Source organism: Sorangium sp. So ce296 (genome assembly GCF_051529605.1).
GTDB lineage: Bacteria > Myxococcota_A > Polyangia > Polyangiales > Polyangiaceae > Sorangium > Sorangium cellulosum_D.
In genome coordinates, this window is sequence record NZ_CP150325.1 from 6,559,621 (window position 1) to 6,582,962 (window position 23,342).

Sequence of the window (23,342 nt, forward strand, 5' to 3'; positions counted from 1 at the left end):
TGCGCCCCGCCTCGCGGCTGCTACCGTGGTCCGCGGGTGCGCAGGGGCGCCCATCCCGCCGAGAAGAAGCCTTCACCCTGCACGCGCGACGAACGCGGGTGTCCCATTGCGATGTCCTCCGGCCGAGGGGAGCGGGTACGGCCACGACGAGGAGAGCGCATGACTGGACCCAGTTCGCCCGAGACCCTGCCCTTTCACCTGACCGGCAACTTCGCCCCGGTGCCCGACGAGATCGCCGTTCACGACCTCGACGTGACGGGGACCCTGCCGCCGGAGCTGGCGGGCACCTACGTCCGCAATGGGCCCAACCCGAGGAACGGCCCCTCGCCCACCTGGTTTCTCGGCCAGGGCATGTTGCACGGGGTTCGCATCGAGGGCGGTCGGGCCCGCTGGTACCGGAACCGCTGGATCGACGCGCCCACGACGTCGAACACGAACATCGTCCGTCACGCGGGAAGGCTGCTGGCCCTGGTCGAGACGGCGCCTCCGGTCGTCGTCACCCGCGAGCTCGCGACCGTCGGCGCGTTCGACTTCGCGGGCGGCCTGACCCGCGGCATGACCGCGCATCCGAAGATCTGCCCCTCGACCGGAGAGCTGCTGTTCTTCGCCTACGGCCTGCAGGCGCCGTTCGTCACGTACTACCGCGCGAATGCGTCGGGTGAGCTGGTGCAATCGGAGCCGATCGAGGTCGGGAGCCCCACCTACATGCACGACTTCGCGATCACGCGACGTTACGCGGTCTTCCTCGATCTCCCCGTGCTGTTCCATGGCTGGCGTACTCCCGTGCCGATCCAGTGGAGCGACGACTACGGCGCGCGCATCGGCGTGCTGCCGCGCGACGGCCGGGGCGACCAGGTGCGCTGGTTCCCGATCGCGCCTTGCAGCGTCGTTCACACCGCCAACGCCTACGAGGAAGGCGGGACGATCGTGCTCGACGTCATGCGCGCCTCGACGCTGGACGCGCCCTCACGGCTCCATCGCTACACCGTGGATCTCGAGGAGGGCGTCGTCCATGAGGGCGCGCTCGACGCGCTGCACGCCGAGTTCCCGCGCATCGACGACCGCCGCACGGGGGCGGCGCACCGGTACGTGTACGCCCTCGAGCTCCGCAACCTGGTGAACGGCATTCCGACCCATACCGCGCTCCGCAAGTACGATGTCGCCACCGGCCGCTCCACGGTCCATGACTTCGGGCCCGATCGCTTCCCCGGCGAGTGCGTCTTCGTCCCCAGGACGCCCGGCTCCGACGAGGACGACGGCTATGCCATCGGCTATGTCTACGATCGCAGACGGAACGCGAGCGACCTCGTCGTGCTCGATGCGGCCGACTTCGCGGCGCCCGCGCTCGCCACCATCGCGCTGCCCAGGCGCGTTCCCTTCGGGATCCACGGGAGCTGGTTCCCGGATCTCGGCTGAGCCGGTCCCGAGTTAGGTCGCGCGCCTCGCCCCGGCGCCGCCGGTCTCACCGGCGCTCTGAGCGGTCCGCCGGAGGCGCGGACGACGTGGTTGTCAACTTGAATCTATAACCGCGCACGCAGGGCTCGTATGCGATACGGGCGCTGCGCGTCGTGCTGGTCGAAGAGTCGCTGATGCCGCGCCGTCCGCTCCGCGGGCGCGAGCAGCCCGATGTGCTCGTCGTCCTGAGGACACGCGGTCGACCCTGGCCGAGGAGCGACGTCGTGGCCGGGGTGCTGTCGATGCGTGCAAAGTCCGAGCGACCGTGCCACGGTAGGCCTCCGCCGCGCAAAGCTCGATGCTGAGGACCCCGCGTACGACAGGCCACCTCCTCGCCCTGTTGCTCCTCCTCGTCGCCGCGCCGACCCAGGCCGGGGAGGGCAAGGGCGCGCCGGGCTCCCCGGCCGTGCCCGCGCCGAGCGGAGCGCCTGCGGCCGCCGCGCCGAGCGGAGCGCCCGCGGCCGCCGCGCCGGCGAGGGAACACGTCTCCACCGGGCGGCGCGCCCTCGCCGCGGCCGGCGCGGTGGTCCCCGGGGTCGTCGCGCACGGCACCGGGCACTTCCTCCTGGGCGAGGCGCGCACGGGCTGGATCCTCCTGGGGCTCGAGGGCGCAGGGGCCGGGCTCGCCGTGGGCGGCCTCGCGGGCGCGGCGGTCTCCGGGGCCTCGCGGCGCGTCATCGCCCCCATCGTGCTCACCACCGTGACGGGCGCAGGCCTGTTCGGGATCTCCCTCCTCGCGGACCTCTATGGCGTGCTCGCCCCGGAGGGCGGCACCGGCAGCCCTCCTCGGTCGCTGCCCTGGGTCGAGACGCAGCTCGGCGTAGCCTACGTGTACGACCCCACGTTCGCCTACCGCACGTTCCTCGTGTCGGGCATGGATCTGCGCCTGAGCTCGCTCCGCCTCTCGGGCTCAGGCTGGTTTTCCCTGAACGACGACAACGCCCGCCTCCGCGCCGAGGCCGCGTACCGCTTCCTCGGCCCCCGCACGCCGGAAAGCCCGCGCGCGGCCGACGGCTCGTTCCTCGAGCTCGAGGGCGCGATCACCCATCATCGCTACACCTCCGACGACTTCTCGATCACCACCGGCGAGGTCACCCTCCAGGGCCGGCTCGACCTCGCCCACATCGGGCGCACGCTCCGGGGCTCGTTCGCGGAGATGGGGTGGGGGATCGCGGTCGAGGGCTACCGCTACGGCCGCCGCCCGCTCGAGGGGAACGAGCTCTTGATTCCCCATTTCGCCTTCGGCATGTACCTCGGGCACGCCGGATATCCGCGCGGCGAGGCCAAGGTGGTTTACGACCACCGGCACGACGGGTATGCCGGCGGCGCGAAGATCCCCGGCCTCGGCAGCGGCGTCCCGGGCCACCTCGGCCTCGAGGGCCGGCTCTACGCCTCGCCGCGCTGGGGCCTGCTCGCCGACGTGGAGGCCGGCTCCGCGTACGTCGGGCGCCTGTCGCTGCTCTTCCGCCCTGGAGACTCGCCATGATCCCGAGACACGCTCTCCTCGCGCTGCTCGCCCTCACCGCGCCGCTCACCCTCTCTTGCCTCGACGTCGCCGAGGGCCGCGCGCGCCGCGACCTGGAGGTGGGGAAGGCCTCGCGGGGCCAGGCGCGCGTCGCCGTGGACGAGGGGCTCGCGGCGATCCGCCGCCTCGAGCCGGGCGCGCTCTCGCTCTGGGCGAGCGCGCCCGCGCTCTCGGTGCGCCTTACCGACGAGGCGGGCGGGCCGTGGACGATCACGATCGAGAACATGCTCGCCGACGCCGAGCTCTCGGCCCGCGTCGGCGACGAGCGCGTGCCCGTGGAGCTCGTCGAGGCGCCGCATCCGACCCAGCGTACCTTCCGCCTCTCCCTGCCGCCCGGCGCCGAGGCGGCGCTCTCGCTGCGCCCGCCGGACGAGGCGCGGCTCGAGCCGTGGCGGTTCGCGGTGTTCGCCGACGTCCAGGAGAAGATCGACAGCGTTCAGGACATCTACGCGAAGATGAACGAGGCGGAGGGGGTCCGCTTCGCGCTCATCAGCGGCGATCTCACCTCGCGCGGCTCGCCCGAGCAGCTCGAGCGGTTCCAGCGCGAGATGAAGACGCTGCGTTTCCCGTGCTATGCGACGCTCGGCAACCACGAGCTCGGCACGCGGGACGACCTGTATCACGAGTGGTTCGGCCGGGGGAACTTCAGCTTCGCGTTCCGGGGCGTGCAGTTCACGATGCTCGACTCGGCGAGCGCGACGATCGATCCGCTCGCGTACGGGTGGCTCGACGGCTGGCTCGCCGAGGGGCGGGAGCGCTTGCACGTGGTCACGATGCACCTCGCGCCCCTCGACCCGGTGGGCTCGCGCAACGGCGCGTTCGCGAGCCGCGCCGAGGCGAACAAGCTGCTCACGATGCTCGCGGACGGGCGCGTGGATCTCACGTTCTACGGCCACATCCACTCGTTCTATGCGTTCGAGAACGCGGGGATCCCGGCGTACATCTCGGGCGGCGGCGGCGCGATCCCCGAGCGGCTCGACGGCATCGGGCGACACTTCCTCACGGTGGACGTCGAGCCTCCCGGGAAGGTCGCGCAGGTCGCGGTCGTGCGCGTGGACTGAGTCGGATCGCCTCGCAGTCCATGGCCCGCCGCGTCGATGCGCCGCGAGGCCATCGACCGGCGCGGGCGCGAGCGCCGGCGCCCGCGCTATCCTCGGCCCCATGACCTCTCCCGAGACGCTCGCCGCGCAGGCGCGCCACTTCATCGACGACGCCACCGGCGCGGTCGTGCCGCCGCTCCACGCGAGCACGACGTACGCGCGCGACGAGGGCTATCGCCTGCCCGCCGCCCACGAGTACACGCGCGACGACAACCCGACGTACCGCGCGCCCGAGGCGCTGCTCGCCGCCCTCGAGCGCGGCGCCGACGCGCGCCTGTTCGCGTCGGGTATGGCCGCCGCGACCACGGCCGTGCAGGCGCTCGTGCGGCCCGGCGCGCGCCTCGTCGCCTCGCGCGCGATGTACCACGGCCTCCGCCTCTGGATGACCGAGTGGTGCGCGACGTGGAACGTCGATCTCGAGCTCGTCGACGCGACCGACCTCGACGCGCTCCGCGCGGCCGTCCAGCGCGGCCCGACCTCCCTCGTCTGGATCGAGACGCCCGCGAACCCCACCTGGGACGTCGTCGACATCGCGGCCGCGGCCGAGATCGCCCGCGCGCGCGGCGCGCGGCTCGCCGTCGACTCGACCGTCGCCACGCCCGTCCACACGCAGCCGCTCGACCTTGGCGCCGACCTCGTGATGCACGCCGCCACCAAGGCGCTCAACGGCCACAGCGACGTCCTCGCGGGCGCGCTCGTGGCCGCGCGCGACGACGAGGCGTGGCAGCGCATCCGCCACCTCCGCCACGTGCAGGGCGCGGTCCCCGGCCCGTTCGAGGCGTGGCTCCTCCTGCGGGGCATGCGGACGCTCTTCGTGCGCGTCGGCCGGGCGAGCGCCACCGCCTTGGAGCTCGCCCGCCGCCTCGCGGCCCACGCCGGCGTCGAGCGGGTGCTGTACCCGGGGCTCGAGTCCCACCCCGGTCACGCGGCGGCAGCGCGGCAGATGCAGGGCGGGTTCGGGTCGATGCTCTCCATCCTCGTGCGCGGCGGCGCCGAGGACGCGCTCCGCGTCGCCGGCCGCGTGAAGGTCTTTCTCCGCGCGACCTCCCTCGGCGGCGTCGAGAGCCTGATCGAGCACCGGGCGACCGTGGAGGGCCCGCGGACGCTGGCGCCCCCGAACCTGCTCCGGCTCTCGATCGGCCTCGAGTCGCTCGACGACCTCTGGACCGATCTCGACGAGGCGCTCCGGGCGCGCTGACGGCCGCCGACGGCGCGGCGACGGCCGCGGGGTGAGCTCGGCCGTCGCGTCGGCGTCATTGATGAACTGCATTCACAGATCTTCGTCTCCGCGGGCCGATTGTGCGCTGCGGCCGCCGGGTGCACCTTGCGATGCGTGACGGGGACCTCTGCCGGTCCCCGCGAGGAGAAGCCATGCGCGCCGTAGGACTCCACCGTTACCTCCCGATCGATCACCCCGAGAGCCTGCTCGACGTCGAGCTTCCGGAGCCGGAGCCGGGGCCGCGCGACCTGCGCGTGCGGGTGCGCGCGGTCGCCGTGAACCCGGTCGACGTGAAGGTCCGCTCGCCGAAGCCCCGGGTCGAGGACGCGCCGCGCGTGCTCGGTTGGGACGCCGCCGGCGTCGTCGAGGCGGTCGGCGCGGAGGTCACCGCCTTCCGCCCGGGGGACCGCGTGTACTACGCGGGGAGCATCGCGCGGCCCGGCAGCAACGCCGAGGTGCACCTCGTCGACGAGCGCATCGCCGGGCCGATGCCGCGGACGCTCGGGTTCGCCGACGCGGCGGCGCTTGATGTCGAAGAGCGCGAGCTTCTCGTGGGAGCTGATGTTCACGCGGTCGCTCCACGGCACCCCGGACATGGTCGCGCAGCGGGAGATCCTCACGCGCGTGGCGGCGTGGGTGGACGCGGGGCGCCTCCGCTCGACGCGCCGCGAGCACCTCGGCCGGATCGACGCGGCGAACCTGCGCGCCGCGCACGCGCGCCTGGAGTCGGGGCAGACCGTGGGGAAGGTCGTGCTGGAGGGGTGGGGCTGACCGCGCGGCGCGCCGGGCCGCGCGCGGCCGACGGCGCGGGCGAGCTCGGCCGGCCCCGGCGGCGCCGCGCGCCCGCGGCGAGGCGGTGCGATCCCGGGGCGCTGCTACGCTGAAGGGGCATGTCCGAGCCCGCGTGGAAGAAGCTCGTCGATCAGCTCAAGGACCAGGGGCACAAGAGCCCGTACCTCGACCGCCTCCGGCAGCGCCTGCCCGCGGCCGCCCCGTCGGATCTCGCCGGCGAGATCCTCAGGGAGATGGCCTCGGCGCTCGGGAGGTCCGAGGACAAGATCAACGTCGCGCTGCTCGAGCTCGAGCTGCAGGGCAAGGCGCTCGATGAGCTCGCCCGCGGCCAGGGCGCCGACGCGCGGGAGCGGGCGGCGATGATCGCGGCCTACAACCGGCAGCGGGAGGTGGCCGCGCAGGCGCTCTGGGAGCTGCGCGTGCACCGGGAGGCGCTCGGGTTCCGGCGGAACGACGACCTCGCCGCGATGTACCCGATCCCGCCGAAGCGGGCGTAGCGTCTCCTGTCACAGGGTGTCACCGGACACCCCTGTGACAGTGTGTCACCCGCAGAGATCCGCGGAGAGGGCGCATCGGCGAGCCGGCCGTGCGGAGCGCGGGCGTCTCGGCGCCTCCGCGGCAGGCGGCGCGCGGCCGCGAGACGGCTCGATCTCCGGGGATCGGCGCGATCTCTCGCCTGGCCTGCCGGTTGCTGAGCCTGCCCCCGCGAGCGCGCCGTCGCGGTGAATCGACGGCCGCAACCAGAGGAGGACTCACCATGAAGCTCGATCGACGTGTGCTCATCCGCCGGACCTTGATCGCCGCCGCCGCCGTGTTGCCCATCGCCGCCGCGGTCGCCGCGAGCGTGCCGAAAGACGCCGTGGCCGGGTGCCAGATCACGGTGCGCGTGCACAACTCCGGCAGCCAGCCGTTCGCGGTCGACTGGGACGAGAGCAAGGTGAAGGCGAGAGGCGGCACGTGGGACAAGCTCGCGAAGAGCTCGTCCGAGCAGGTCGACCCCGGTGAGACGAAATCGATCGTCTATGGGGCGCTCTTCAACTGCGGAGCGAATCGCCGGTACCAGATCCACACGACCCGGGGCGGCGACGAGGAGACGACCTACTTCCCAAGCCCCGACGGCTGGACGACCGACCAGACGCCGACGATCAACGTGTCGATGTGAGCCCGCGGCGAGCGCTGCGCGGGCTTCGCCCGAGGCGGCCTGGCGTCAGCGCGAGCCGAGCGCGATCGCGTCCTGGATCGCGGTCATGGGCAGCCGCACGCGGGCGGTGACGCGGGCCGCGCCGGAGCCGAGCACCTCGGAGGTGACCGCGACCGGGATCGCGACCTCGCCGCGCGCCGGCAGCGTCGCGAGCCCGGCGAGCTGCTCGGCGGCTTCATCCAGCGCCTCCTTCGTGTCGCCGGTCGCCCCCAGCAACGTGAGGCCCGCCAGCGAGAAGAGCCCGCCGGCCAGCGCCCCGGGCTGTCGCAGCGCCTCCAGGCCCGGCGCCGCGCCGAGCGTGCGCTCGTCGCGCCCCGGGTCGGTCGCGGCGCGCAGCCGGGCCACCACGGCGGCGTCCTCATCGCCGATCCCGAACCACGTCCGCTGGCCGGCGGGCACGACGTAGAGGTGCGTCGTGCGCGGGGCGTTCGCGGGCGGGGCGCCCTTCGTGAGCGGCGTAGAGCGCAGCTCGACGTGCAGCGTCCCCGCGGGCAGCGTGGCGGGCGCTCGGACGATCACGGACGTGGTGCGCTCGTTGTCCTCGTCCTTGCTCGCGCGGGCCTCCGGCGCGCCCGCGGCGCCCGGCGCGCCTGCGCCCCCCGCTGCCTTCGCGCTCGCCTTGAGCTTGTCCAGCTCCTCGCTGAGCAGCAGCAGCTCCTTCACCCCCGGGATCCAGGTCTGGGCCGGCTCCTCGACCGCGACCAGGATCCACGGGTGCAGCGCGCGGCGCGCGGCCTTCTGCGAGCGCGCCGCGCCCTTGCCGCTCCGGTAAGCCGCGAGCGCCCGCTCCGCCGCCGCGCGATCTCCGCCCGCGCCCATCACCAAGGAGCCTCCCGTGAGCACCATCGTGTCGAAGCGCTGGAGCAGCCGATCGAGCACCGCCGCGTCGTAGCCGTCGTCCACCGAGTCGTCGCGCACCGCCCGGAAGAGGGCCTCGCGCAGCGGGGTGAGCTCCGCGCGCGACGCGCCCTGGGTGTAGAACGCGACGGCCGTGTCGCTCGGCAGGCGCAGGAAGGCCGGCGGGGGGGCGGCGTCCGGCGCCACGGCCGGCGCGAGGGCCAGCGTGAGCGGCGAGCGCCGGCTCGCGAAGCGCAGGCTGACGCCGACGTCGACCTCCGCGTGGCCCCACCGGAGGTCCATGCTCATGCTCTCGAGGTCGCGCATGAGCGCGTCGCCGAGCTCCCGGCCCAGCGCCCCCGTGTGGCCGTCGTCATCGGCGCCGTCCTCGCTCTTCATCACCTCGCGGATCGCCCACTCCAGCACCTCGATCCGCGCGTCGGCGTCGACCGGCTGCGGGCCGACGACCTCCACGAGGTAACGCGCGGCCGCGTCGATGTCCTTCGCGTCCTGGGCGCAGAGCAGGCGCGCGCTGCCCCTGCGCGCGCCGGGCTCGAAGGCGCAGAGGTGGGGCGGCGTCTCCTCGTCGGGGTCGGCGTCGCGCGCGCGCTCGACGCGCAGCATGCCCCGGTGCTCCTTGAGCACGAAGCGCTCGTGCAGCCGCGGCACCTCCTGCTCCGCGACCGGCAGGGAGACCACGACGCGCGACTCCGTCTCCGTGATGCCGAACCAGGCGACGTCGATCGGCCTGTCCAGATCGACCACCTCGGCGAGCGCGGGACCCAGCGCGTGCTCGAGCAGCATCTCGGGCCTCATCGTGCCCGCGCTCCACAGGAGCGGGCCGAGCGGCGTGCTCGCCAGAAACCGCGTGAGGTGGCTCCAGGTCCGCTGCGGGTCGGCGATCCGCAGCACGGAGGAGAGCCCCTCCGGCGCGGTCGCGGGCTGCGCCGCCGCGAGGGCGGGCGCGGCGCGCGCCGGGGGCGGCGCCGGAGGCAGCGGCGCGACGGGGCCGTGCTGGGGAGCCGGAGCGCCGGCGCACGCGGCGACGAGGGCGATCGGCAGCAGGAGGGCGGCTCGCTTCATGGAGACCCGGATCGTCGCGCCCGAACGGCCCGCATGGCAAGCGGCCTCGGCAAGAGCAGGCGCCTGACGGCCCGCGAGGGCTCATTTCGGGAGCTTCATCACCGTGCCGGCGGCGCTGTTCGTCCAGTAGACGCTCGTGGCGTCCACCGCGATGCCGAGCGGATGATCTTGCCCTGTCGCGAGCGTCGTGATGTCGCCGCCTCCGACAGGCACCTTCTTCACGGTCCCGTCATCGTTCGTCCAGTAGACGCTCTCGGCGTCGATCGCGAGCTTCCGCGGGTTGCGCTGCCCGTCCGCGAGCGCGAAGGGGCCGCCACCATCGAGCGTGGCCTTCATGACGGTGCCTCCGTCGTTGGTCCAGTAGACGAAGGCGGCGTCCACGGCGATGTCCTTGGGCTTCGTCTGCCCTTCTGCCAGCGTGACGACGTCGCCGCCCTCGATCGGCACCTTCATCACGGTGCCCCCTTCGTTCACCCAGTAGACGTGGGTCGCGTCCACCGCGACGCCGAGGGGCGACTCCTGCGCTGTCGCGAGCGCGACGGCGTCGCCGCCCTGGACCGACACCTTCATGACGGTGCCCTGGTCGGCGCTCGTCCAGTAGACGTTCGCGGCGTCGGCCGCGATGCCCATGGGGTACGTCTGCCCATCGGCGAGGATCTCGAGATCGCCCTCGATCGACGACTTCATGATGATCTCTGTGCCGGAGTCCGAGAAGTAGACCGTACCGCCGTGGACCGCGACGCTCCGGGGAGAGAAGGGGGGATCCCCCGAGACGAAGACGGAGGCATTGCCGCCGCCGGCCGGCACCATCATCACCGTGCGAGCGACGGCATCGGCCCAGTAAGCGTTGGTGTCGTCGACCGCGATGTCCACCGGCTCGGTTCCGCCCGACGCCAGGAGGAGCGGCTCGCAGCGCCCCTGCGCGCACGCCTCTCCGAGGCAGTAATGGTCGCAAGCGCCGCAGTGCTCCGGATCGGAGCGCAAATCCACGCAGAGACCGGAGCAGGAGACCTCACCCTCGTCGCAGCCGGGCAGGTCGACCCCGCCGCTCCCACCCCCGCCGGAGGTCCCCGCGCTCGTGGCAGAGGAGCCATCCGGCGTGAATTCTCGAGGCTCGGGGGCACACGCGACAACCAGAGTCAGCAGGCTCAGCATGAGGAAGCGGTTCATGGCGCGCATTGTACACGGAACGCGGACGCCGTCCGGCCCGCCCGCCGGCGGGCGCGGCGCCGCGACGACTCCACGGTTGCCGGCGCGCGGGCGCCGCGGGATGGACGCAAAATAACCAACGAGATCGAACGGTTGTGCGTCGCGATGCTACCTCGCGCCCAGGGCCGCCGCGATGCCGGAGCGCAGGGTGCTGAAGGTGGCGATGCCGCGCAGATCGATGCCGAGCTGCACGAGGACTTGGGCCATGGCCGGCTGAATCCCGGTGATCAGCACGCGGGCCCCGAGCAGTCGCACGGACTGCGCGGCGCGGATCATCGCGTTCGCCGCCTGCGTGTCGATCGTCTCCACGCCGGTCACGTCCAGGATCACCGTGGAGGCGCCTTCCTTCGCGACCCCGTGGAGCAGCCCTTCCATGATCTGCTCGGAGCGCCGGGTGTCGATGGGCCCGACGAGGGGCATGGCGAGCACGCCGGGCGCGAGGGGCAGGAGCGGCGTGCCGAGGGCGCGGATCGTCTCCTGCTGCGCCGCGATGAGCTCGGCGCTCCGCCGCAGCTCCGCGGCCCTGGCCTCGGCGGCCTGACGCGCCCGCACCTGCTCGGTCAGCTCGACGCTGAAATGGCACACCCCGACGATCGCGCCCGCCCCGTCGCGAACAGGCGCGTACACGACGTTGAACCAACGTTGCTCGTCGCGGCCGGTCGTGGGGTCGCGGACCGCCACCGGGAGCTCGCTGGCGATGAAGGGATTGCCCGTGCGATAGACATGGTTGAAGAGGTCGAGGAGCCCCTGCTCCTTGGCCTCCGGCGCGACCTCGACAAGCGGCCTGCCCAGGAACTCGCGGCCCGGCAGGGCCGCGCAGTAGGCCGGGTTCACGAAGGTATACGTGAAGTCGTCGCCCTGCCACATGGCGGTGGATGCCGGCGACTGGTTCAGCACCTCGACCAGGCCCTGGTACCCCGCCCGCGCCTCGTCCAGCGCCGCCCGCGCCGCTGCCAGCGCGGCCTGCGCCTCGGCCAGCGCGCTCTCCAGCGCGCCTATCTGCTGGCGCGCCGCGGCGAGGTCGGAGGTGGACGCGTCACCATGAACCACCTCTCCGTTCATTCGTTCTCCCTCAGCGGACCGATGTCAGGTCCTCGTTCCACGATTCACCAGCGCTCGATGTGTCGTGCGCTACAAAGCGTGACGGCGCGCTCCGGCGAAATATCGAGTCTATACCGCAGCAAGAGCTCAGCGTACAGGCTGAGGTGGCAAATCGGCGGGACACCGCGTCGGCGCGTCTGTGGTGCGTCGCGCGACACCGGCCTGCATGGCCAGACCTGCGCTATCCGCGGAGCAGCACGTGGCGACGATCCCGACGATCATGAAGAGCGCGCTCGTGAATCCGGAGGCGACGGACCTCGCGACCACCGCGATGTCGCCGGGGCCCGGGACCATGGCCAGCACGAGCATGGTGCCGAGCGATGCCACGATGTTGCCAGGGGTCGTGGGTCGCGTCCGGAGCAACGGAGAGGCGTCGCGAGGGCGCGCGCCTCAGCGCGCCGGCGCGGTGTCCTCGTCGTCGAGCGCCGGCCACGCCGGCCGGAGCGGGAGGACGAGCGCATCGAACGGAGCGGGCAGCGACACGGGGGCCCCCGCGTGCACGCAGAACTCCCGGCCAGGCCCGAGCACCATCTGGCGCATCCACAGACCGGCGCCCGCCTGGTCCAGGACCGGCGCGAGCTGGGCGAAGAGCTCACCGTAGGACATGCCGTCGGGCTTGCCGAACCAGTGGGCGTAGCCGGGCGCGCGCAGCGCTGCTCCGCCCCGCAGGCGGTACAGTCCCCCGGCCCCGCCGCTGGCCACGGCGGCGGCGGCGTCGTGCGGCGCCGAGCGGCTGGCCGAGACCGCGGCCTCGTTCAATGCGCCGAGCGCACCGAAATCTTGCACGAGGTACCAGTCCTCGTAGACGTCGCCGCCGCCGGCCGCCCAGGGAGCCCCGGAGAGCCCGACGCTGAACGACCGGACAAAGCCTGGCGACGGCGCTGCGGCGAGCGCCGCATGAAAGGCGCGCTGCCGGCCCTCGTAGTCCTTCGCGGCGGCCTGTGGCTGTCTCCAGTGCCAGAACACGTAGGCCAGCATCTCACCCCTTTTCCGAGGCTGGGTGTTTCATGTTCATGTAAACGCCGCCCGCCTCGAGCTCATCCAGCATCTGAAGAAGCCGCTTTTCCTTGGTCTCCTGGCGCTTCGCCTTGTCGATCCACCCGATGTAGTCGTTCTGCTGGTAGGCGGGGCGCTGCCGGTAAGCATCCATCAAGCCACGCTCGTCCAGCGCATTCTTGACGAAATCCGGCATCGGGTACCTGGGCCGCTTCAGGCCTGACGAATCGGCGCTCATGGCCTCATCGTTATACCGATGCCGGGCGTGGACGTGAAGGGCCCCGTCCGGTCCAGCGGCGCCTCCGGCGGCCCGGCGCCCGCGCGTCTGCGTGGGGGCGGTGCGCCGCCGCACGGCGCGTACGGAGACGCGCGTGTCGGCCGGTGGCGACGCCATCGGCTCGCGGTCGCGCGAGGGGCCGGCCGACCGGGGCGCGGCCGGCCCCTCCGGGGCGCGTGCGCGGGGACCGCACCCCCGACGCTCACGGGAGGCTGACGTTGATGCTCGTGAGGATCTGATTCTTCGGGAGCGAGCAGGTGACCAGGTATGATACGAACGGCCCCTTCATCGAGTCGGGCACCGTCACCGACTTCCATTGCGCTCCGGGCGCGATGCTGAAGTTGAGGTTGCCGACCTCGGTCCCATTCCAGTTGGTGGCCGTCACGGAGCAGAGGGTGGCCGGCCGGGTGGTGTCCCTGACGTTGACTTCGACCTCATTGATCTGCTCGCCGGTGGTGACGAGCGGGCAGGCCACGTTGACGCTTTGCAGCGCCTCGATGCCCATGGCCGGATAGTACACCCGATTGGCGTGCTCCGGGGCCTGGGCGCGGCAAACCCCGCCGTGATGGTTCTGGACCGCCGCGTCGGCGACGGCGGAAACGCTGAAGATGGTCCCCAGAAGTGCGATGCTGTGAATGGTCTTCATGATGTCTGTTCCTTGCTCCGTATCGCTCTCGTGCGACGCGCGGCTCGGTCAGCCTCTCGGTCAGCTCGTGCCGCCCGGGCGCCTCACCGTTCGTCGATGGGGGTTTATGCGAGGCACGAGCCGCGGCTGACATCCATCGAAGAGCACCGCAGAGCGCCGCCGCGGGGCCGATGCCCGAGCGACCCAGGGGCGGAGCCGCCCTCCGGCGGTCGGAGCGACGTTGGCCCCGCCGGTCGGCCGTTCCCCCTTCCGCGGCCGAGGCGACCCCGGCGAGGTCGTCGCCCCGGGGGACGCGGCCCTGGTGGGGCGATGGAACTTTCGATGCCGTGGCGCGTCTCAGCTCGCCGGAGGTTCCGCCCGATGCCCGGACGTCGTGGTCTCTTCCTTGTGCTGCCCCTTCTTGGCCCGGCGCCGCTCTCCGCCGGGTGTGCCCGGCCGATCGACGCCCCGGACGGCACCGCGTACGTGCTGCTCGATCCCGCGGCGCGCGCTCGCTGGACCGTGGAGAGCGACGGCTGGCGCGGCGCGCCGGTCCTGCCGGTCGCCCTCGACGCCGCGGAGCCGGCCCTGCTGCGCGGCCCGGGGGGCGCGGAGGTGCTCGAGCTGCGCGGGGGCATGCTCGCGCACGTGCGCGGCGGAGGCGGCGAGGTGCGCTGGCTCGCGGTGGGCGACGAGGCGCGCGACGACCGCCTGACCGTGCGCGCCAGCGAAGCGGCCGCGGCGGCGCTCGCGGCCCTCGTCGATGGGGAGATCACCGCGCGGCGCGACGGCCTGTGGACGCTCGCCGCGCCGGACCTGCTCGATCGCGGCTCCTTCCTCGAGCCGCCCGCGGGCGTGATCGAGGCCCTGCCCGACACGCCGCGCGATCGTGCCTCCTTCACGCCCTCGGCCTCGCAGGAGGCCCTCGACGCGCTCGCCGCGCCGGCCGCGGCCGCCGCCGGCAGCGCGGCCGGCGCGCAGGAGCCTGGCAGCGCGGAGGCGGAGCTGGTCGGCCTCTACGCCGCGGGGCTGCGGACGCTCCTCCTGGACGCCTCCGGCGGCTTCACGATCGAGGACGGCTGCACCGGCGCGGTGATCGCGACCGGCGAGTACGCGGCCGCGGGCGATCGCGTGACGCTGCGATCCCGCGGGGCGGCGCCGATCGTGCTGGGCCGGGATCGGGAGAGGCTGCTCCACCCGGACTGGGCGGAGTTCGCGCCGCTCGCGCCCGAGCCCTCGCGGCGCGCCGAGCCCGAGAGCGAGTTGATCGACGATGCCGGCGCGGTCGCCGGCGAGGAGTGACCATGAAGCGCAGGCATTTGCTGGGAGCGACTGCAGCTGGGCTCGCGGCCACCGCGTGGCCTGCGTTCCTCCGCGAGGCGTTCGGCGACGGCGCCGCGTGCGACGAGACGGGCAAGCCGGCGGCCGCCGCGGGGTCGCTGGTCCAGGTCTCGGCGGCGTTCCGCCGCGCCCGGCAGGCGAAACGAGCGCTGCTCGTCTTCGTCATCCCCGCCGACGACGGCGCCAAGTGGGAGCGCGGCCACGCGTTCGGCGAGCTGCTCAACTTCGGCGCGGACAGGGATATCGCCCCGCTCGCCGGCGTCGAGGTCGTCTGCGCGACCATGGCCGATCTGAAGAAGCTCGTGCCGAGCGCCGGCGACGGGGAGCCGCTCCTCGTGGTGGTCAGGACCGACAAGGTGCCCGTCGCCGCGACGCAGCTCGACGTCGCGCTCCCGATCTACGACCGGATGCGCCTCATGACCGAGAACCGGGAAGAGCTGCTGAAGCGCGACGACGCGATCGCGGCGAAGCGGATCGGCGCGCTCGGCGCGCTGCTCCGCAAGGGCCTCGGCGCCGGCGCGGACAACCTCGAGGCCCGGGCCGCGAGCGTGCGGGCGCGGCTCGTGAAGGCGCCGCCGGCGGGCGCGCGCTGGGCGATCGCCAGCGGATGCGGGACCGAGGTCGAGGGGGTCGACGAGACCGGGATGATGGCTTGCGGCATGGGGCATGTGCCCTCCAAGTCCAGGCGCTTCCTCTACTTCTTCGCGGTCGAGGGGCGAGGGGCACCCCCGCGTTGATCCCGGTCGGCCTCACGCTCCAGCCCGACGCGGCGTTCCTCGATCTGCTCGGCGAGGCGATCCTGCGCGACGCCGACTACTACGAGGTGGCGCCCGAGACGCTCTGGCGCGCGCCGGACGAGGCCGGGGCCGATCTCCAGGAGAACGGCTTTCACCGCCGCTTCGCCGAGCTCGCGCGCCGGTCGGATCGGCCGTTCGTCGCGCACGGCGTGGGCTTCTCGATCGGCGGCGGCTCGGCCGCGGACGCGGGCCGGCGCGCCCGGTGGCGCGCGGCCCTCCGGCGCGATCACGCGATCTTCCGCTTCCGCTGGTACACCGATCACCTCGGGGTCAGCGCGCCGGCCGGGCTCTCGGCCGGGCTGCCGCTCCCGCTGCCGATGAGCGCGCACAGCGCGGCCGTCGCCCGCCGCGCGCTCCGGGAGATGCAGGCCGTCGTGGAGGACGTCGGCGTCGAGAACAGCGTCAGCTACTTCGTGCTCGGCGATCCGCTGGAGGAGCCGCGCTTCCTCGGGCGCATCCTGAGAGCGCCGCGGACGCACCTGCTGCTCGATCTGCACAACGTCTTCACCATGGCGCAGAACTTCGGCTTCGATCCGGCGGAGTATGTGGCCCGGCTCGATCTTGCGCGGGTGATCGAGATCCACCTGTCCGGCGGCGGCCCGAGCGATCCGGGCTGGCTGCCTTCCGGCCGGGTGATGCGGCTCGACGGCCACGACGACGCGGTGCCGGAGCCGGTGTGGCGCCTCCTGGAAGAGGTCGCGCCGCGGTGCCCGAACCTGCGCGGGGTGACGCTGGAGCGCATGGAGGGCACGGTGCACGGCGCGGCCGACGCGGCCGCCGTGCGGGAGGAGCTGCGCCGCGCGCGGCGCGTGCTCGGCCGGCGCGGGAGGCGCAGGTGACGGGGCGCGCGGGCGGCGGGAGGGCAGGGGAGCGCGCGGCGGCGCGGCTGACCGGGGCGCAGGCGCACGCGCGTTACGAAGCGCTCGTGGCCCGCGCGATGACCGCCGAGGACCCCGTGGCCGCGCTCCGCGCCGCGGCCGGAGATCCGGCGCTCCCGCCCGCGCTCCGGCGGGCGCTGATCGCCGCGGACGAGGACGGCGTGCGGATGTCGGCGCTGCTCGTGGCGCGGCTCCGCTTCGAGCGGCTCCTGCGTGGATCGCCCGAGGCCGAGGCGTGGTTCGACCGCGATCCTGCGGAGTTCAGCGCCGCGTTCCGGCGCTACCACGCCGAGGTGCCGCCCACGGCCTTCTTCCCTCCGGGCGAGGCCGGCCTGTTCCGCCGCTGGATCGAGGCGCAACCCGGCGAGCAGGCCGACCCCGGGCACGGGCAGATGCAGCCCGCCTCGAATGCCGTCGTCCAGACGCTCGCGGGCGCAGCGGCGCCCGCTGGCCCTGCGAGCGACCCCCGATGGCGAGCTCGGTGAGCCGGTCTATCTACTATCTAAATAGCCGGAATTGCGCGATCGGACGAGGCACGCTTCCGGGCGTGCCTCGAGCGGCGCTCAGAAGTTCCAGCTAATCGAAGCATCGTCCACGTAGACCTGCTCCCACGCTCCCGGGCTCGTCCCCATCGTGACGCGCACCGTGATGTTCTTGGTGCACGCGTACGTATTGTTGACCGTGTACTTGACCCAAGCCGCAGTGCCCACGCCCGAGTACGGCGTCGAACCGATATAGGTCCAGGTTGCAGTGTCGATCATCTCGACCGAACCATGATTGGCAAAGCCGTTGCCCCGCAGCCAGACGCTGGCCGAGCACGACGTCGGGGTCACTGTCGTCGTAAACGCCTTGTAAAATTGCAGCCAATCGGACGAGCCGGCCGAGGGCGAATAGTACAAATAGGCTATCGTCGATGGCGAACGGGCCGAGCTCCAGCTGGTTAAGAATCCTCCGCCTTGAGCAGAATTGCTGGCCCAAAATCCCCAGCCGCCCGACTCCAGATCGTCACTGATGGTGACGGTGGCCGCCTTCGCGTCGTGCGCGCTGCCGAGCAAGCTGCCGATGAGCGCCAATGCTCCAAGCCCCACCCGAACGCCGTTCTTCGTGTTCATAACGATCGACATACTCGTGAGCCCTTCCATTTTGATTTTCTTTAGCCGTGGCGCGGACACGAAAACATAGAAATTTTGCCTGTGTCAAGCCTCGCGGAAATGGCGCCGGGCGAGCCGTCTTTCGCGCATCCGAATCTATGAGGGGACCCGACCGAGCCCGTCCTTGCGCCGGCGATGCTCGCGAGCCGCGTGGTCACGCGGGCGATTTTCTCCGCGAAGATGCGTTCCATACTCCGCGAGGACGTCGGATTTTTGTTGTTTGCCGCAAGCGCACGCAGTTCGAGCGGAAGCGACACGACCCACTGCCTGACAGGCGCGTTGGGCAAGATCCGATCGACGAGCGTCGCCGCCTCATTGCATAACCGGCGCGATGCGCAGGTGGGGCAGGGGCTTGTTCGCTACGTCGCGCTACGTCGAGTGGGCCGTGCTCATGAAAGCACGTTTCGATGCTTTGCGATGCCCGAGATGCGAACGGAAGATGCGCGCGCTTTCGACGAACACAGACCCTACGGTTTCCTATCCGCTGGCCGCGTCGCGGCATCGACCTGGCGCACGCCTACCGTGAGGATCCATGCACCGGATTCGTGATCTCGAGGAGCGACCGCACGAGCGGTGGATCCTCTGTCGAGAAGCGCAGCGAACGCGCGGGCCGCGACGTCGCGCGCCCCCCCGCGCTCACGGCGTCGTGACGGCCCCGCACGTCTGGCGCGCGAGCTGCTCTTGCGTGAGCGTCCGGAGCACGTCGGCCAGCGCGGCCACCCCGTCCGGAATCGGGACGCAGGCCGGCGCTTCCCCGCATTCGTACCCGACATCGACGACCGCGCCGTCGACCTGGATCCGGAACAAGCTCCCGTCCACGGGTCGCGCGTCTCTCCCGTACAGCACAGGCGCCGCCGCGAGCGCCGCGACGACATCGGGATGGCCGAGCGCATTCGCGACGTCGCCGGCGCTCACCCCCTCCTCGCAGGCTTCGAGCTCCTGCGAGCACGTCATCAGCAGCGTGTCGCCCCGGATCGCGCGCCGCTCGAACGAGAAGTCACGGCACGGCGAGAGCGCGCTGGTCTCCTCGTTCGGGGTGAACCCACCGAAGTATCCCCAGCGGATCGTGTCCTCCACGCAACCGCAGCCGTCCGAGCCGCCGCTCCCGTCGGAGCTCGACCCGTTGCTCCCGCTGGAGCTCGACCCGCCGTCCCCGGGCAAGCACCCCATGGCCCATCCCCCCAGAAGCCCGCTCGCCACAAGCAGCAATCCCCAATAATTCCGCATTTCAAAGCCTCCGGCTGCGGCCCCGGCAAGATCCGGACCGGGGCGTGCTGTGTCGACGAAGAGCCCGTTCGATCGCTAGGTCGTATGACATCGGCGCCCTGTCGGCCAGATCGTGCCGTCACCCCACGAGCCGGTGGAACGCGTCGACGACCCGTCGCTCCACGCTTCCGTGCGCCGCTGCTCGAACCGCGCTGCGCGCCGTCGCGCGCGCCGGTGTAGCCTGACCGCATGCGCGCCCGCCGCCTCCGCCACGCCCTCGCCTTCGCCGCGCTGGCGGCCGGCGCCGGCATCGCCGGGTGCTCGTGGCGGGCGTCCGAGCGCCCCTCCGCGCCGCGCCAGGACGCCGCGGGCGCGGCGGTGCAGCCGTCCGCCCCGCCGCCTCCCTCCGCCACCTCGGCCGCGGGCGAGCCGGCGCCCGGCGTTGCGCGGCAGGAGAGCGCGCCGGCGGGGCGGCCTCTCCTGCTCATCACGGATCGCGCGGCGCTCGCCGAGCTCGAGGCCGCGGGCCTCGACTTCGGCGCGGTGCTCACCGGAGCGCCGCGCGCGCCGGTCGCGCTCTCCGCGTTGTCCCGCACCCCCGAGCTCGCGTCGGTCGCCGGCGTGCTCGCGGAGGATCTGCGGCAGGTCCAGCGCGCCGATCCGAGGAGCGGGACGAGCGTCGCGCGCCACGCCCACCGCCTCTTCGACGAGCGGTGGCTCTCCGCGGAGGGCGCCCGCTTCGAGCTCATCGGCGTGGTGAACCGGATGGATCGCCGCCCGTTCCACGCCTCGGCCTGCGGCGAGACCCGCCTCGTGTACCGGCTGGCCTACGCCGCGAAGACCCCGGACGGCGCGACCGCCGCCTCGCGCCTCCCGATGACCGCGGCGTTCGAGCTCCTCGCCCCCGGCGGCGACGCGCCCTCGTGCCGCCGCCTCGCGCAGGCCTGGTCGCGCGCGGCGGAGCTCTCCGGCCCGGCGCTCGCCCGCTGGCTCACCTCGGCCGACGGCCCGCTCGCTCCCCCGGCCGTCGATCGCGCGAACCTCGCGCGGCTCGTGGTGAACCTGCAGAGCGTCCGCTGGCCGTCCACCGTGCGCCCGGACCTCGGCGGGCACGCGGAGTACGTGCTCCGCGCCTTCCGCTGGGACGCGCGCGCCGGTCGCTACGCGCCCCTCGCCCTCGAGAACACCCCCGACGTCGCCCGGATCGCCCGCGACCCGAAGCAGCGCGACCGGCTGCGCGCCTGGCTGTCGGCCCCCGAGAACCTCGCGCGCATCGACGAGGGGACCGCGCTCCTGCCCGTCGAGTTCCTCGCCACGAAGGCGCTGTCGGCCACGCCCCACGGGCTCGCGCGCCGCGCCAACCGGCCGTTCCGCGTCCTGTTCGAGCCCCGCGATTTCGGCGGCGTCGATTTCGGCGGCCTCACGCGCGTCCGCTCGCCGGAGGGGCTGCTCCGGCGGCTCGACCAGATGACCTGCCCCGGGTGCCACCAGAGCGGATCGATCGCCGGCTTCCACCTGCTCGGGCAGGAGCCTCCCGGCCGCGCCCTCGACGCGCTCGCCGCCGCCGAGTCGGCGCACCTCGCGGGCGATCTCCCGCGCCGGCAGGCGGTGGTCGAGGCCGTCGCCCGGGGCGCGGCGCCGGACCACGGCGTGCCGTATCCCGAGCGGGCCGACGGCGCCCGCGCCGGGTACGGCGCCCGCTGCGGGCTGGGCGATCCGAGCTTCGCGGACTGGACGTGCGCGGAGGGGCTCGTGTGCTCCGCGTACGACGCGCCGCGAGAGGACCGGACGACCGTCGGCGTCTGCCTGCCGGCGGCGCCGGAGGTCGGCGACCCCTGCCAGGTCGGCGCCGTCGTCCCCCACGCCGACCCGCACCGTGACCGCGCCGCGGCGGCGCAGCCCGGGGCGTGCCCCCCCGCCGCGGTGTGCAACACGAGCCCTGTCGGGTTCCCGGGCGGCATGTGCACCGGCAGCTGCGGCGCGCTCCCGGCGGAGGGCGTCTGCGGCGCCATCGCCGTGCTCGATCCGTTCAATCGCTGCCTCGCCGGCGGGACACCGTTCACCGAGTGCTTGAGCCGCCACGTCGCGCCCGCGGGCCTGCGCCGCTGCTCGAGCGAGGCGCCCTGCCGCGAGGACTACGTGTGCGCCAGGACGAGCTCGGGCGAGGGCGCCTGCATCCCGCCGTACTTCCTGTTCCAGCTCCGGGTCGACGGCCACGCGGTGCCGTGAGCCGCCCGGCGCCCGCCGCGCCGGGGCCGAGGAGGCAGCCCACCTGGGCACCGAGCCTCCGGCCGCGCGCCTCGCCTCCGGCGAGGGCAAAGCGCCGGCGCGATGGCAGCGGGGACAGGTCGCGCCGGTCAACGATGCATGACGCGCGAACCCCTGGATGGGGATGGGTCATCCGGTCGTCTGCCAGCTCGAGCTCGCCGCCATGCCGTGAGCGGCCGCAAAGCCGCGATCGATCAACGCGATGAACGCGGCGTTCGCCCTCTTCGCCGAGCCTCCGCGCTCGAACACGCGGATCGCCTCGCCGTACGCCGTGCGCCACGTCAGCACGACCATGCCGGCGACGAGCCGCGCGAGGCCATCGGGCTTCGGACCAGCGAGATCGATCGCGAGCCCCTCGACCACCTCGTCCCCGATTTCGCGGAGGCGCGCCTTGAGCGACGGGCTCGCCGCGACGACGCGCCACCAGCCGACCGTCTGGCTATCGACGCGCGCGAACGGGTGTTTCTGCTCGCACAGCCTGTCGACGAGGCCGCGGAGCGCGTCGATCGGCGACTGCCCTGGCGGCCTCTCGCCGATGGCCTCGCGCAGGAGCAGCTTCACCTCGTCCTCGCGATCGAAGAGGAGGTCTTCCTTGCGCGCGAAGTAGTTGAACACCGTCATCTTGGAGACATCGGCGGCGGCGGCGATCTCTTCGACCGTCACCGCGTCGAAGCCGCGCGCGAAGAACAGCTCCGTCGCGACGTCGGAGATCCGCTGCCTGGTCTCGCGCTTCTTCCTTTCGCGGAGCTCGCCCATGGATCGAATCTTAGACTAAGACAAAAATTATGCTTGCACAAATATTTACCGAGTATAAGTTTTGCGTCATGGCTCAGGACGTGGTCATCGTAGGCGCTGGTCCGGTCGGGCTCTTCCTCTCGATCGAGCTCGCGGTCGCGGGCGTGAAGCCGCTCGTCCTGGAGCGGCTCGTGGAGCCCGACCGCACGATAAAGGCCGCCGCGGTCGGCGCGGTGGCGGCCGAGGCGCTGGAACGACGCGGGCTCGCGGGCGCGCTCGACGACGAGCAGCGCGCCGCCATGGCGCTGATGATGCCGGCGCTGAAGGCCCGCTTCGGACCTGGACCGGTGAAGAAGCCGGGAGGCCATTTTTCTGGACTGTTCTTGATCGACCAGGGCCTCCAGCGCGACCCGGAGCGCCGCATGCGCCCCGTGCCGCAAGAGGCGCTCGAGAAGATCCTGATCGCGCGCGCGACGGAGCTCGGGATCGACATCCGTCGCGGCATCACGGTGGAAGGTCTCGAGCGGGACGACGACGGCGCGACCGTGCAGACGAGCGCGGGCCCGCTGCGCGCGAAGTACCTCGTCGGCTGCGACGGCGGCCGGAGCCGCGTCCGCAAGCTCGCCGGCTTCGAGTTCCCCGGCACGGATCCGACCATCACCGGCTATCAGGCTGTCGTCGAGCTCGATGCGCCCGAGAAGCTGCCGACGGGTTGGCACCGGACGCCGCGCGGCCTCGTCGCGTCCGGACCGACGCCGGGGCGCGTCTTCACGGCGGAGTTCAACGGGCCGCCGCCCCACCGCGATGCGCCGATCACGCGAGCCGAGGTCGAGGCGGCGATCCAGCGCGTGAGCGGCACCGACGTCAAGATCCTGTCGATGACGATGGCGACGCGCTGGACCGACAACGCGCGGCAAGCGACGACCTACCGGATGGGCCGCGTCTTTCTCGCCGGTGACGCCGCGCACGTCCACTCGCCCTTCGGCGGCCAGGGCCTGAACCTCGGCCTCGTCGACGCCGCGAACCTCGGTTGGAAGCTCGCCGCGGCGGTGAAGGGGCGCGAGCATCTCCTCGACTCGTACACCGCCGAGCGCCATCCCGTCGCCGCGCGCGTCCTCGAAAACACCCGCGCGCAAGTCGCGCTCATGCGTCCTGACCCGCTGACGAGCGCGCTCCGCGCCATCGTGAGCGACCTGATGAAGCTGCCCGCAGGCAATCGCTACTTCGGCGAGATGCTCACGGGCGTCGGCATTCGTTACGACCTCGGTGACGACGACCCGCTCGTCGGCACGCTCGCGAAGGACCAGCTCCTCACGCTCAAAGGCGGCAGCGAAGAGCGGCTCTACACGCTGATGGAGAACGGAGGCGGCCTCTTCATCTCGCCTTTGGAGCGGTCACTCCCGCAAGGCGTGCAAGTTGCACGCACCCAAGGCGGCCCGTCGATGCTCGTTCGCCCCGACGGCTGCATCGCGTGGACAGACGCGTCGTCGACGTCGCTCGACGACGCGCTCGCGCGCTGGTTCTGAATCAGAGCGACGCGCCCGTC

The 23,342-nt window shown here is 72.7% G+C and carries 21 protein-coding genes and 1 pseudogene; 13 read left to right on the forward strand and 9 right to left on the reverse strand.

Translation table 11 applies throughout. The features are described 5' to 3' along the window. Positions 1-159 precede the first annotated feature (159 nt). The 7 genes and pseudogenes from WME98_RS24350 to WME98_RS24380 all read left to right on the forward strand — a co-directional run bounded on the left by WME98_RS24350 (position 160) and on the right by WME98_RS24380 (position 7,253). Positions 160-1,416 carry a carotenoid oxygenase family protein gene (locus WME98_RS24350; RefSeq protein WP_437953437.1) on the forward strand — a complete coding sequence of 419 codons (1,257 nt, stop codon included), beginning with the start codon at positions 160-162 and terminating at the stop codon, positions 1,414-1,416. Between the two features lie 337 nt (positions 1,417-1,753). Then, a complete protein-coding gene (locus WME98_RS24355; RefSeq protein WP_437953438.1) occupies positions 1,754-2,941 on the forward strand; it encodes a hypothetical protein in 1,188 nt (395 codons plus the stop codon). Next, on the forward strand, positions 2,938-4,041 hold the full coding sequence (locus WME98_RS24360) for a metallophosphoesterase family protein (RefSeq protein WP_437953439.1): 1,104 nt from the start codon (positions 2,938-2,940) through the stop codon (positions 4,039-4,041). The genes WME98_RS24355 and WME98_RS24360 overlap by 4 nt, the downstream gene beginning before the upstream one ends. 100 nt (positions 4,042-4,141) lie before the next feature. Next, positions 4,142-5,278, forward strand: a complete 1,137-nt coding sequence (locus WME98_RS24365; protein ID WP_437953440.1) for a trans-sulfuration enzyme family protein — start codon at positions 4,142-4,144, stop codon at positions 5,276-5,278. Positions 5,279-5,451: 173 nt separating this feature from the next. Beyond that, positions 5,452-6,070, forward strand: a pseudogene (locus WME98_RS24370) (alcohol dehydrogenase catalytic domain-containing protein). 119 nt (positions 6,071-6,189) lie between these two features. Further along, the gene (locus WME98_RS24375; RefSeq protein ID WP_061624030.1) at positions 6,190-6,588 is read left to right on the forward strand and encodes a hypothetical protein; all 399 of its coding nucleotides are present in this window, start codon (positions 6,190-6,192) and stop codon (positions 6,586-6,588) included. A 260-nt stretch (positions 6,589-6,848) separates the two neighbouring features. Continuing rightward, entirely contained in the window at positions 6,849-7,253 is a 405-nt protein-coding gene (locus WME98_RS24380; protein WP_437953441.1) for a hypothetical protein, read from the forward strand. Positions 7,254-7,298: 45 nt separating this feature from the next. On the opposite strand, the gene WME98_RS24385 is transcribed toward WME98_RS24380, so the two are convergent. The 6 genes from WME98_RS24385 to WME98_RS24410 all read right to left on the reverse strand — a co-directional run bounded on the left by WME98_RS24385 (position 7,299) and on the right by WME98_RS24410 (position 13,441). Further along, the gene (locus tag WME98_RS24385; protein ID WP_437953442.1) at positions 7,299-9,212 is read right to left on the reverse strand and encodes a hypothetical protein; all 1,914 of its coding nucleotides are present in this window, start codon (positions 9,210-9,212) and stop codon (positions 7,299-7,301) included. A gap of 81 nt (positions 9,213-9,293) precedes the next feature. Beyond that, complete coding sequence (locus tag WME98_RS24390) at positions 9,294-10,382, reverse strand: hypothetical protein (protein ID WP_437953443.1); 1,089 nt, start codon at positions 10,380-10,382, stop codon at positions 9,294-9,296. 147 nt (positions 10,383-10,529) lie between these two features. Then, entirely contained in the window at positions 10,530-11,483 is a 954-nt protein-coding gene (locus WME98_RS24395) for an STAS domain-containing protein (RefSeq protein WP_437953444.1), read from the reverse strand. A 429-nt stretch (positions 11,484-11,912) separates the two neighbouring features. Further along, positions 11,913-12,500, reverse strand: coding sequence for a hypothetical protein (locus WME98_RS24400; protein WP_437953445.1), 588 nt, complete (start codon positions 12,498-12,500; stop codon positions 11,913-11,915). Between the two features lies 1 nt (position 12,501). After that, the gene (locus WME98_RS24405; RefSeq protein ID WP_437953446.1) at positions 12,502-12,756 is read right to left on the reverse strand and encodes a YdeI/OmpD-associated family protein; all 255 of its coding nucleotides are present in this window, start codon (positions 12,754-12,756) and stop codon (positions 12,502-12,504) included. A 241-nt stretch (positions 12,757-12,997) separates the two neighbouring features. Continuing rightward, positions 12,998-13,441: a hypothetical protein gene (locus WME98_RS24410; protein ID WP_437335348.1), complete on the reverse strand. Its 444-nt coding sequence runs from the start codon at positions 13,439-13,441 to the stop codon at positions 12,998-13,000. A 360-nt stretch (positions 13,442-13,801) separates the two neighbouring features. Between WME98_RS24410 and WME98_RS24415 the strand changes: the two genes are divergently transcribed. From WME98_RS24415 to WME98_RS24430, 4 genes are read left to right on the forward strand one after another with little or no spacing between them, the layout of a single operon-like run. After that, a complete protein-coding gene (locus WME98_RS24415) occupies positions 13,802-14,722 on the forward strand; it encodes a hypothetical protein (protein ID WP_437953447.1) in 921 nt (306 codons plus the stop codon). Between the two features lie 2 nt (positions 14,723-14,724). Next, on the forward strand, positions 14,725-15,498 hold the full coding sequence (locus WME98_RS24420) for a hypothetical protein (protein WP_437953448.1): 774 nt from the start codon (positions 14,725-14,727) through the stop codon (positions 15,496-15,498). Then, the gene (locus WME98_RS24425; RefSeq protein ID WP_437953449.1) at positions 15,495-16,397 is read left to right on the forward strand and encodes a DUF692 domain-containing protein; all 903 of its coding nucleotides are present in this window, start codon (positions 15,495-15,497) and stop codon (positions 16,395-16,397) included. The genes WME98_RS24420 and WME98_RS24425 overlap by 4 nt, the downstream gene beginning before the upstream one ends. Next, positions 16,394-16,921, forward strand: coding sequence for a hypothetical protein (locus tag WME98_RS24430; RefSeq protein ID WP_437953450.1), 528 nt, complete (start codon positions 16,394-16,396; stop codon positions 16,919-16,921). The genes WME98_RS24425 and WME98_RS24430 overlap by 4 nt, the downstream gene beginning before the upstream one ends. 78 nt (positions 16,922-16,999) lie before the next feature. Here the strand turns inward: WME98_RS24430 and WME98_RS24435 are convergent, their stop codons facing one another. Together WME98_RS24435 and WME98_RS24440 are read right to left on the reverse strand one after the other, a co-directional pair. Next, positions 17,000-17,548: a hypothetical protein gene (locus WME98_RS24435; protein ID WP_437953451.1), complete on the reverse strand. Its 549-nt coding sequence runs from the start codon at positions 17,546-17,548 to the stop codon at positions 17,000-17,002. Between the two features lie 675 nt (positions 17,549-18,223). Then, positions 18,224-18,757 (reverse strand): hypothetical protein, encoded by a 534-nt coding sequence (locus WME98_RS24440; RefSeq protein ID WP_437953452.1) that lies wholly within the window; start codon positions 18,755-18,757, stop codon positions 18,224-18,226. A 285-nt stretch (positions 18,758-19,042) separates the two neighbouring features. Between WME98_RS24440 and WME98_RS24445 the strand changes: the two genes are divergently transcribed. Next, positions 19,043-21,022 carry a hypothetical protein gene (locus WME98_RS24445; protein WP_437953453.1) on the forward strand — a complete coding sequence of 660 codons (1,980 nt, stop codon included), beginning with the start codon at positions 19,043-19,045 and terminating at the stop codon, positions 21,020-21,022. A 168-nt stretch (positions 21,023-21,190) separates the two neighbouring features. Here WME98_RS24445 and WME98_RS24450 read toward each other — a convergent pair whose 3' ends face one another. Then, the gene (locus tag WME98_RS24450; protein ID WP_437953454.1) at positions 21,191-21,817 is read right to left on the reverse strand and encodes a TetR/AcrR family transcriptional regulator; all 627 of its coding nucleotides are present in this window, start codon (positions 21,815-21,817) and stop codon (positions 21,191-21,193) included. Positions 21,818-21,885: 68 nt separating this feature from the next. Here WME98_RS24450 and WME98_RS24455 point away from each other — a divergent pair, with 68 nt between their 5' ends. Continuing rightward, positions 21,886-23,322, forward strand: a complete 1,437-nt coding sequence (locus tag WME98_RS24455) for an FAD-dependent monooxygenase (RefSeq protein ID WP_437953455.1) — start codon at positions 21,886-21,888, stop codon at positions 23,320-23,322. Positions 23,323-23,342: the final 20 nt, after the last annotated feature.

Excerpts from the sequence above, each read along its gene's own strand:
- WME98_RS24390 (WP_437953443.1), bottom strand. The coding sequence starts at position 10,382 with ATGAACCGCTTCCTCATGCTGAGCCTGCTGACTCTGGTTGTCGCGTGT.
- WME98_RS24415 (WP_437953447.1), top strand. The coding sequence starts at position 13,802 with ATGCCCGGACGTCGTGGTCTCTTCCTTGTGCTGCCCCTTCTTGGCCCG.
- WME98_RS24355 (WP_437953438.1), top strand. The coding sequence starts at position 1,754 with ATGCTGAGGACCCCGCGTACGACAGGCCACCTCCTCGCCCTGTTGCTC.
- WME98_RS24420 (WP_437953448.1), top strand. The coding sequence starts at position 14,725 with ATGAAGCGCAGGCATTTGCTGGGAGCGACTGCAGCTGGGCTCGCGGCC.
- WME98_RS24365 (WP_437953440.1), top strand. The coding sequence starts at position 4,142 with ATGACCTCTCCCGAGACGCTCGCCGCGCAGGCGCGCCACTTCATCGAC.
- WME98_RS24450 (WP_437953454.1), bottom strand. The coding sequence starts at position 21,817 with ATGGGCGAGCTCCGCGAAAGGAAGAAGCGCGAGACCAGGCAGCGGATC.
- WME98_RS24385 (WP_437953442.1), bottom strand. The coding sequence starts at position 9,212 with ATGAAGCGAGCCGCCCTCCTGCTGCCGATCGCCCTCGTCGCCGCGTGC.
- WME98_RS24405 (WP_437953446.1), bottom strand. The coding sequence starts at position 12,756 with ATGAGCGCCGATTCGTCAGGCCTGAAGCGGCCCAGGTACCCGATGCCG.
- WME98_RS24360 (WP_437953439.1), top strand. The coding sequence starts at position 2,938 with ATGATCCCGAGACACGCTCTCCTCGCGCTGCTCGCCCTCACCGCGCCG.
- WME98_RS24380 (WP_437953441.1), top strand. The coding sequence starts at position 6,849 with ATGAAGCTCGATCGACGTGTGCTCATCCGCCGGACCTTGATCGCCGCC.
- WME98_RS24445 (WP_437953453.1), top strand. The coding sequence starts at position 19,043 with ATGCGCGCCCGCCGCCTCCGCCACGCCCTCGCCTTCGCCGCGCTGGCG.
- WME98_RS24455 (WP_437953455.1), top strand. The coding sequence starts at position 21,886 with ATGGCTCAGGACGTGGTCATCGTAGGCGCTGGTCCGGTCGGGCTCTTC.
- WME98_RS24410 (WP_437335348.1), bottom strand. The coding sequence starts at position 13,441 with ATGAAGACCATTCACAGCATCGCACTTCTGGGGACCATCTTCAGCGTT.
- WME98_RS24440 (WP_437953452.1), bottom strand. The coding sequence starts at position 18,757 with ATGGGGTGCTTGCCCGGGGACGGCGGGTCGAGCTCCAGCGGGAGCAAC.
- WME98_RS24435 (WP_437953451.1), bottom strand. The coding sequence starts at position 17,548 with ATGAACACGAAGAACGGCGTTCGGGTGGGGCTTGGAGCATTGGCGCTC.
- WME98_RS24375 (WP_061624030.1), top strand. The coding sequence starts at position 6,190 with ATGTCCGAGCCCGCGTGGAAGAAGCTCGTCGATCAGCTCAAGGACCAG.
- WME98_RS24400 (WP_437953445.1), bottom strand. The coding sequence starts at position 12,500 with ATGCTGGCCTACGTGTTCTGGCACTGGAGACAGCCACAGGCCGCCGCG.
- WME98_RS24350 (WP_437953437.1), top strand. The coding sequence starts at position 160 with ATGACTGGACCCAGTTCGCCCGAGACCCTGCCCTTTCACCTGACCGGC.
- WME98_RS24395 (WP_437953444.1), bottom strand. The coding sequence starts at position 11,483 with ATGAACGGAGAGGTGGTTCATGGTGACGCGTCCACCTCCGACCTCGCC.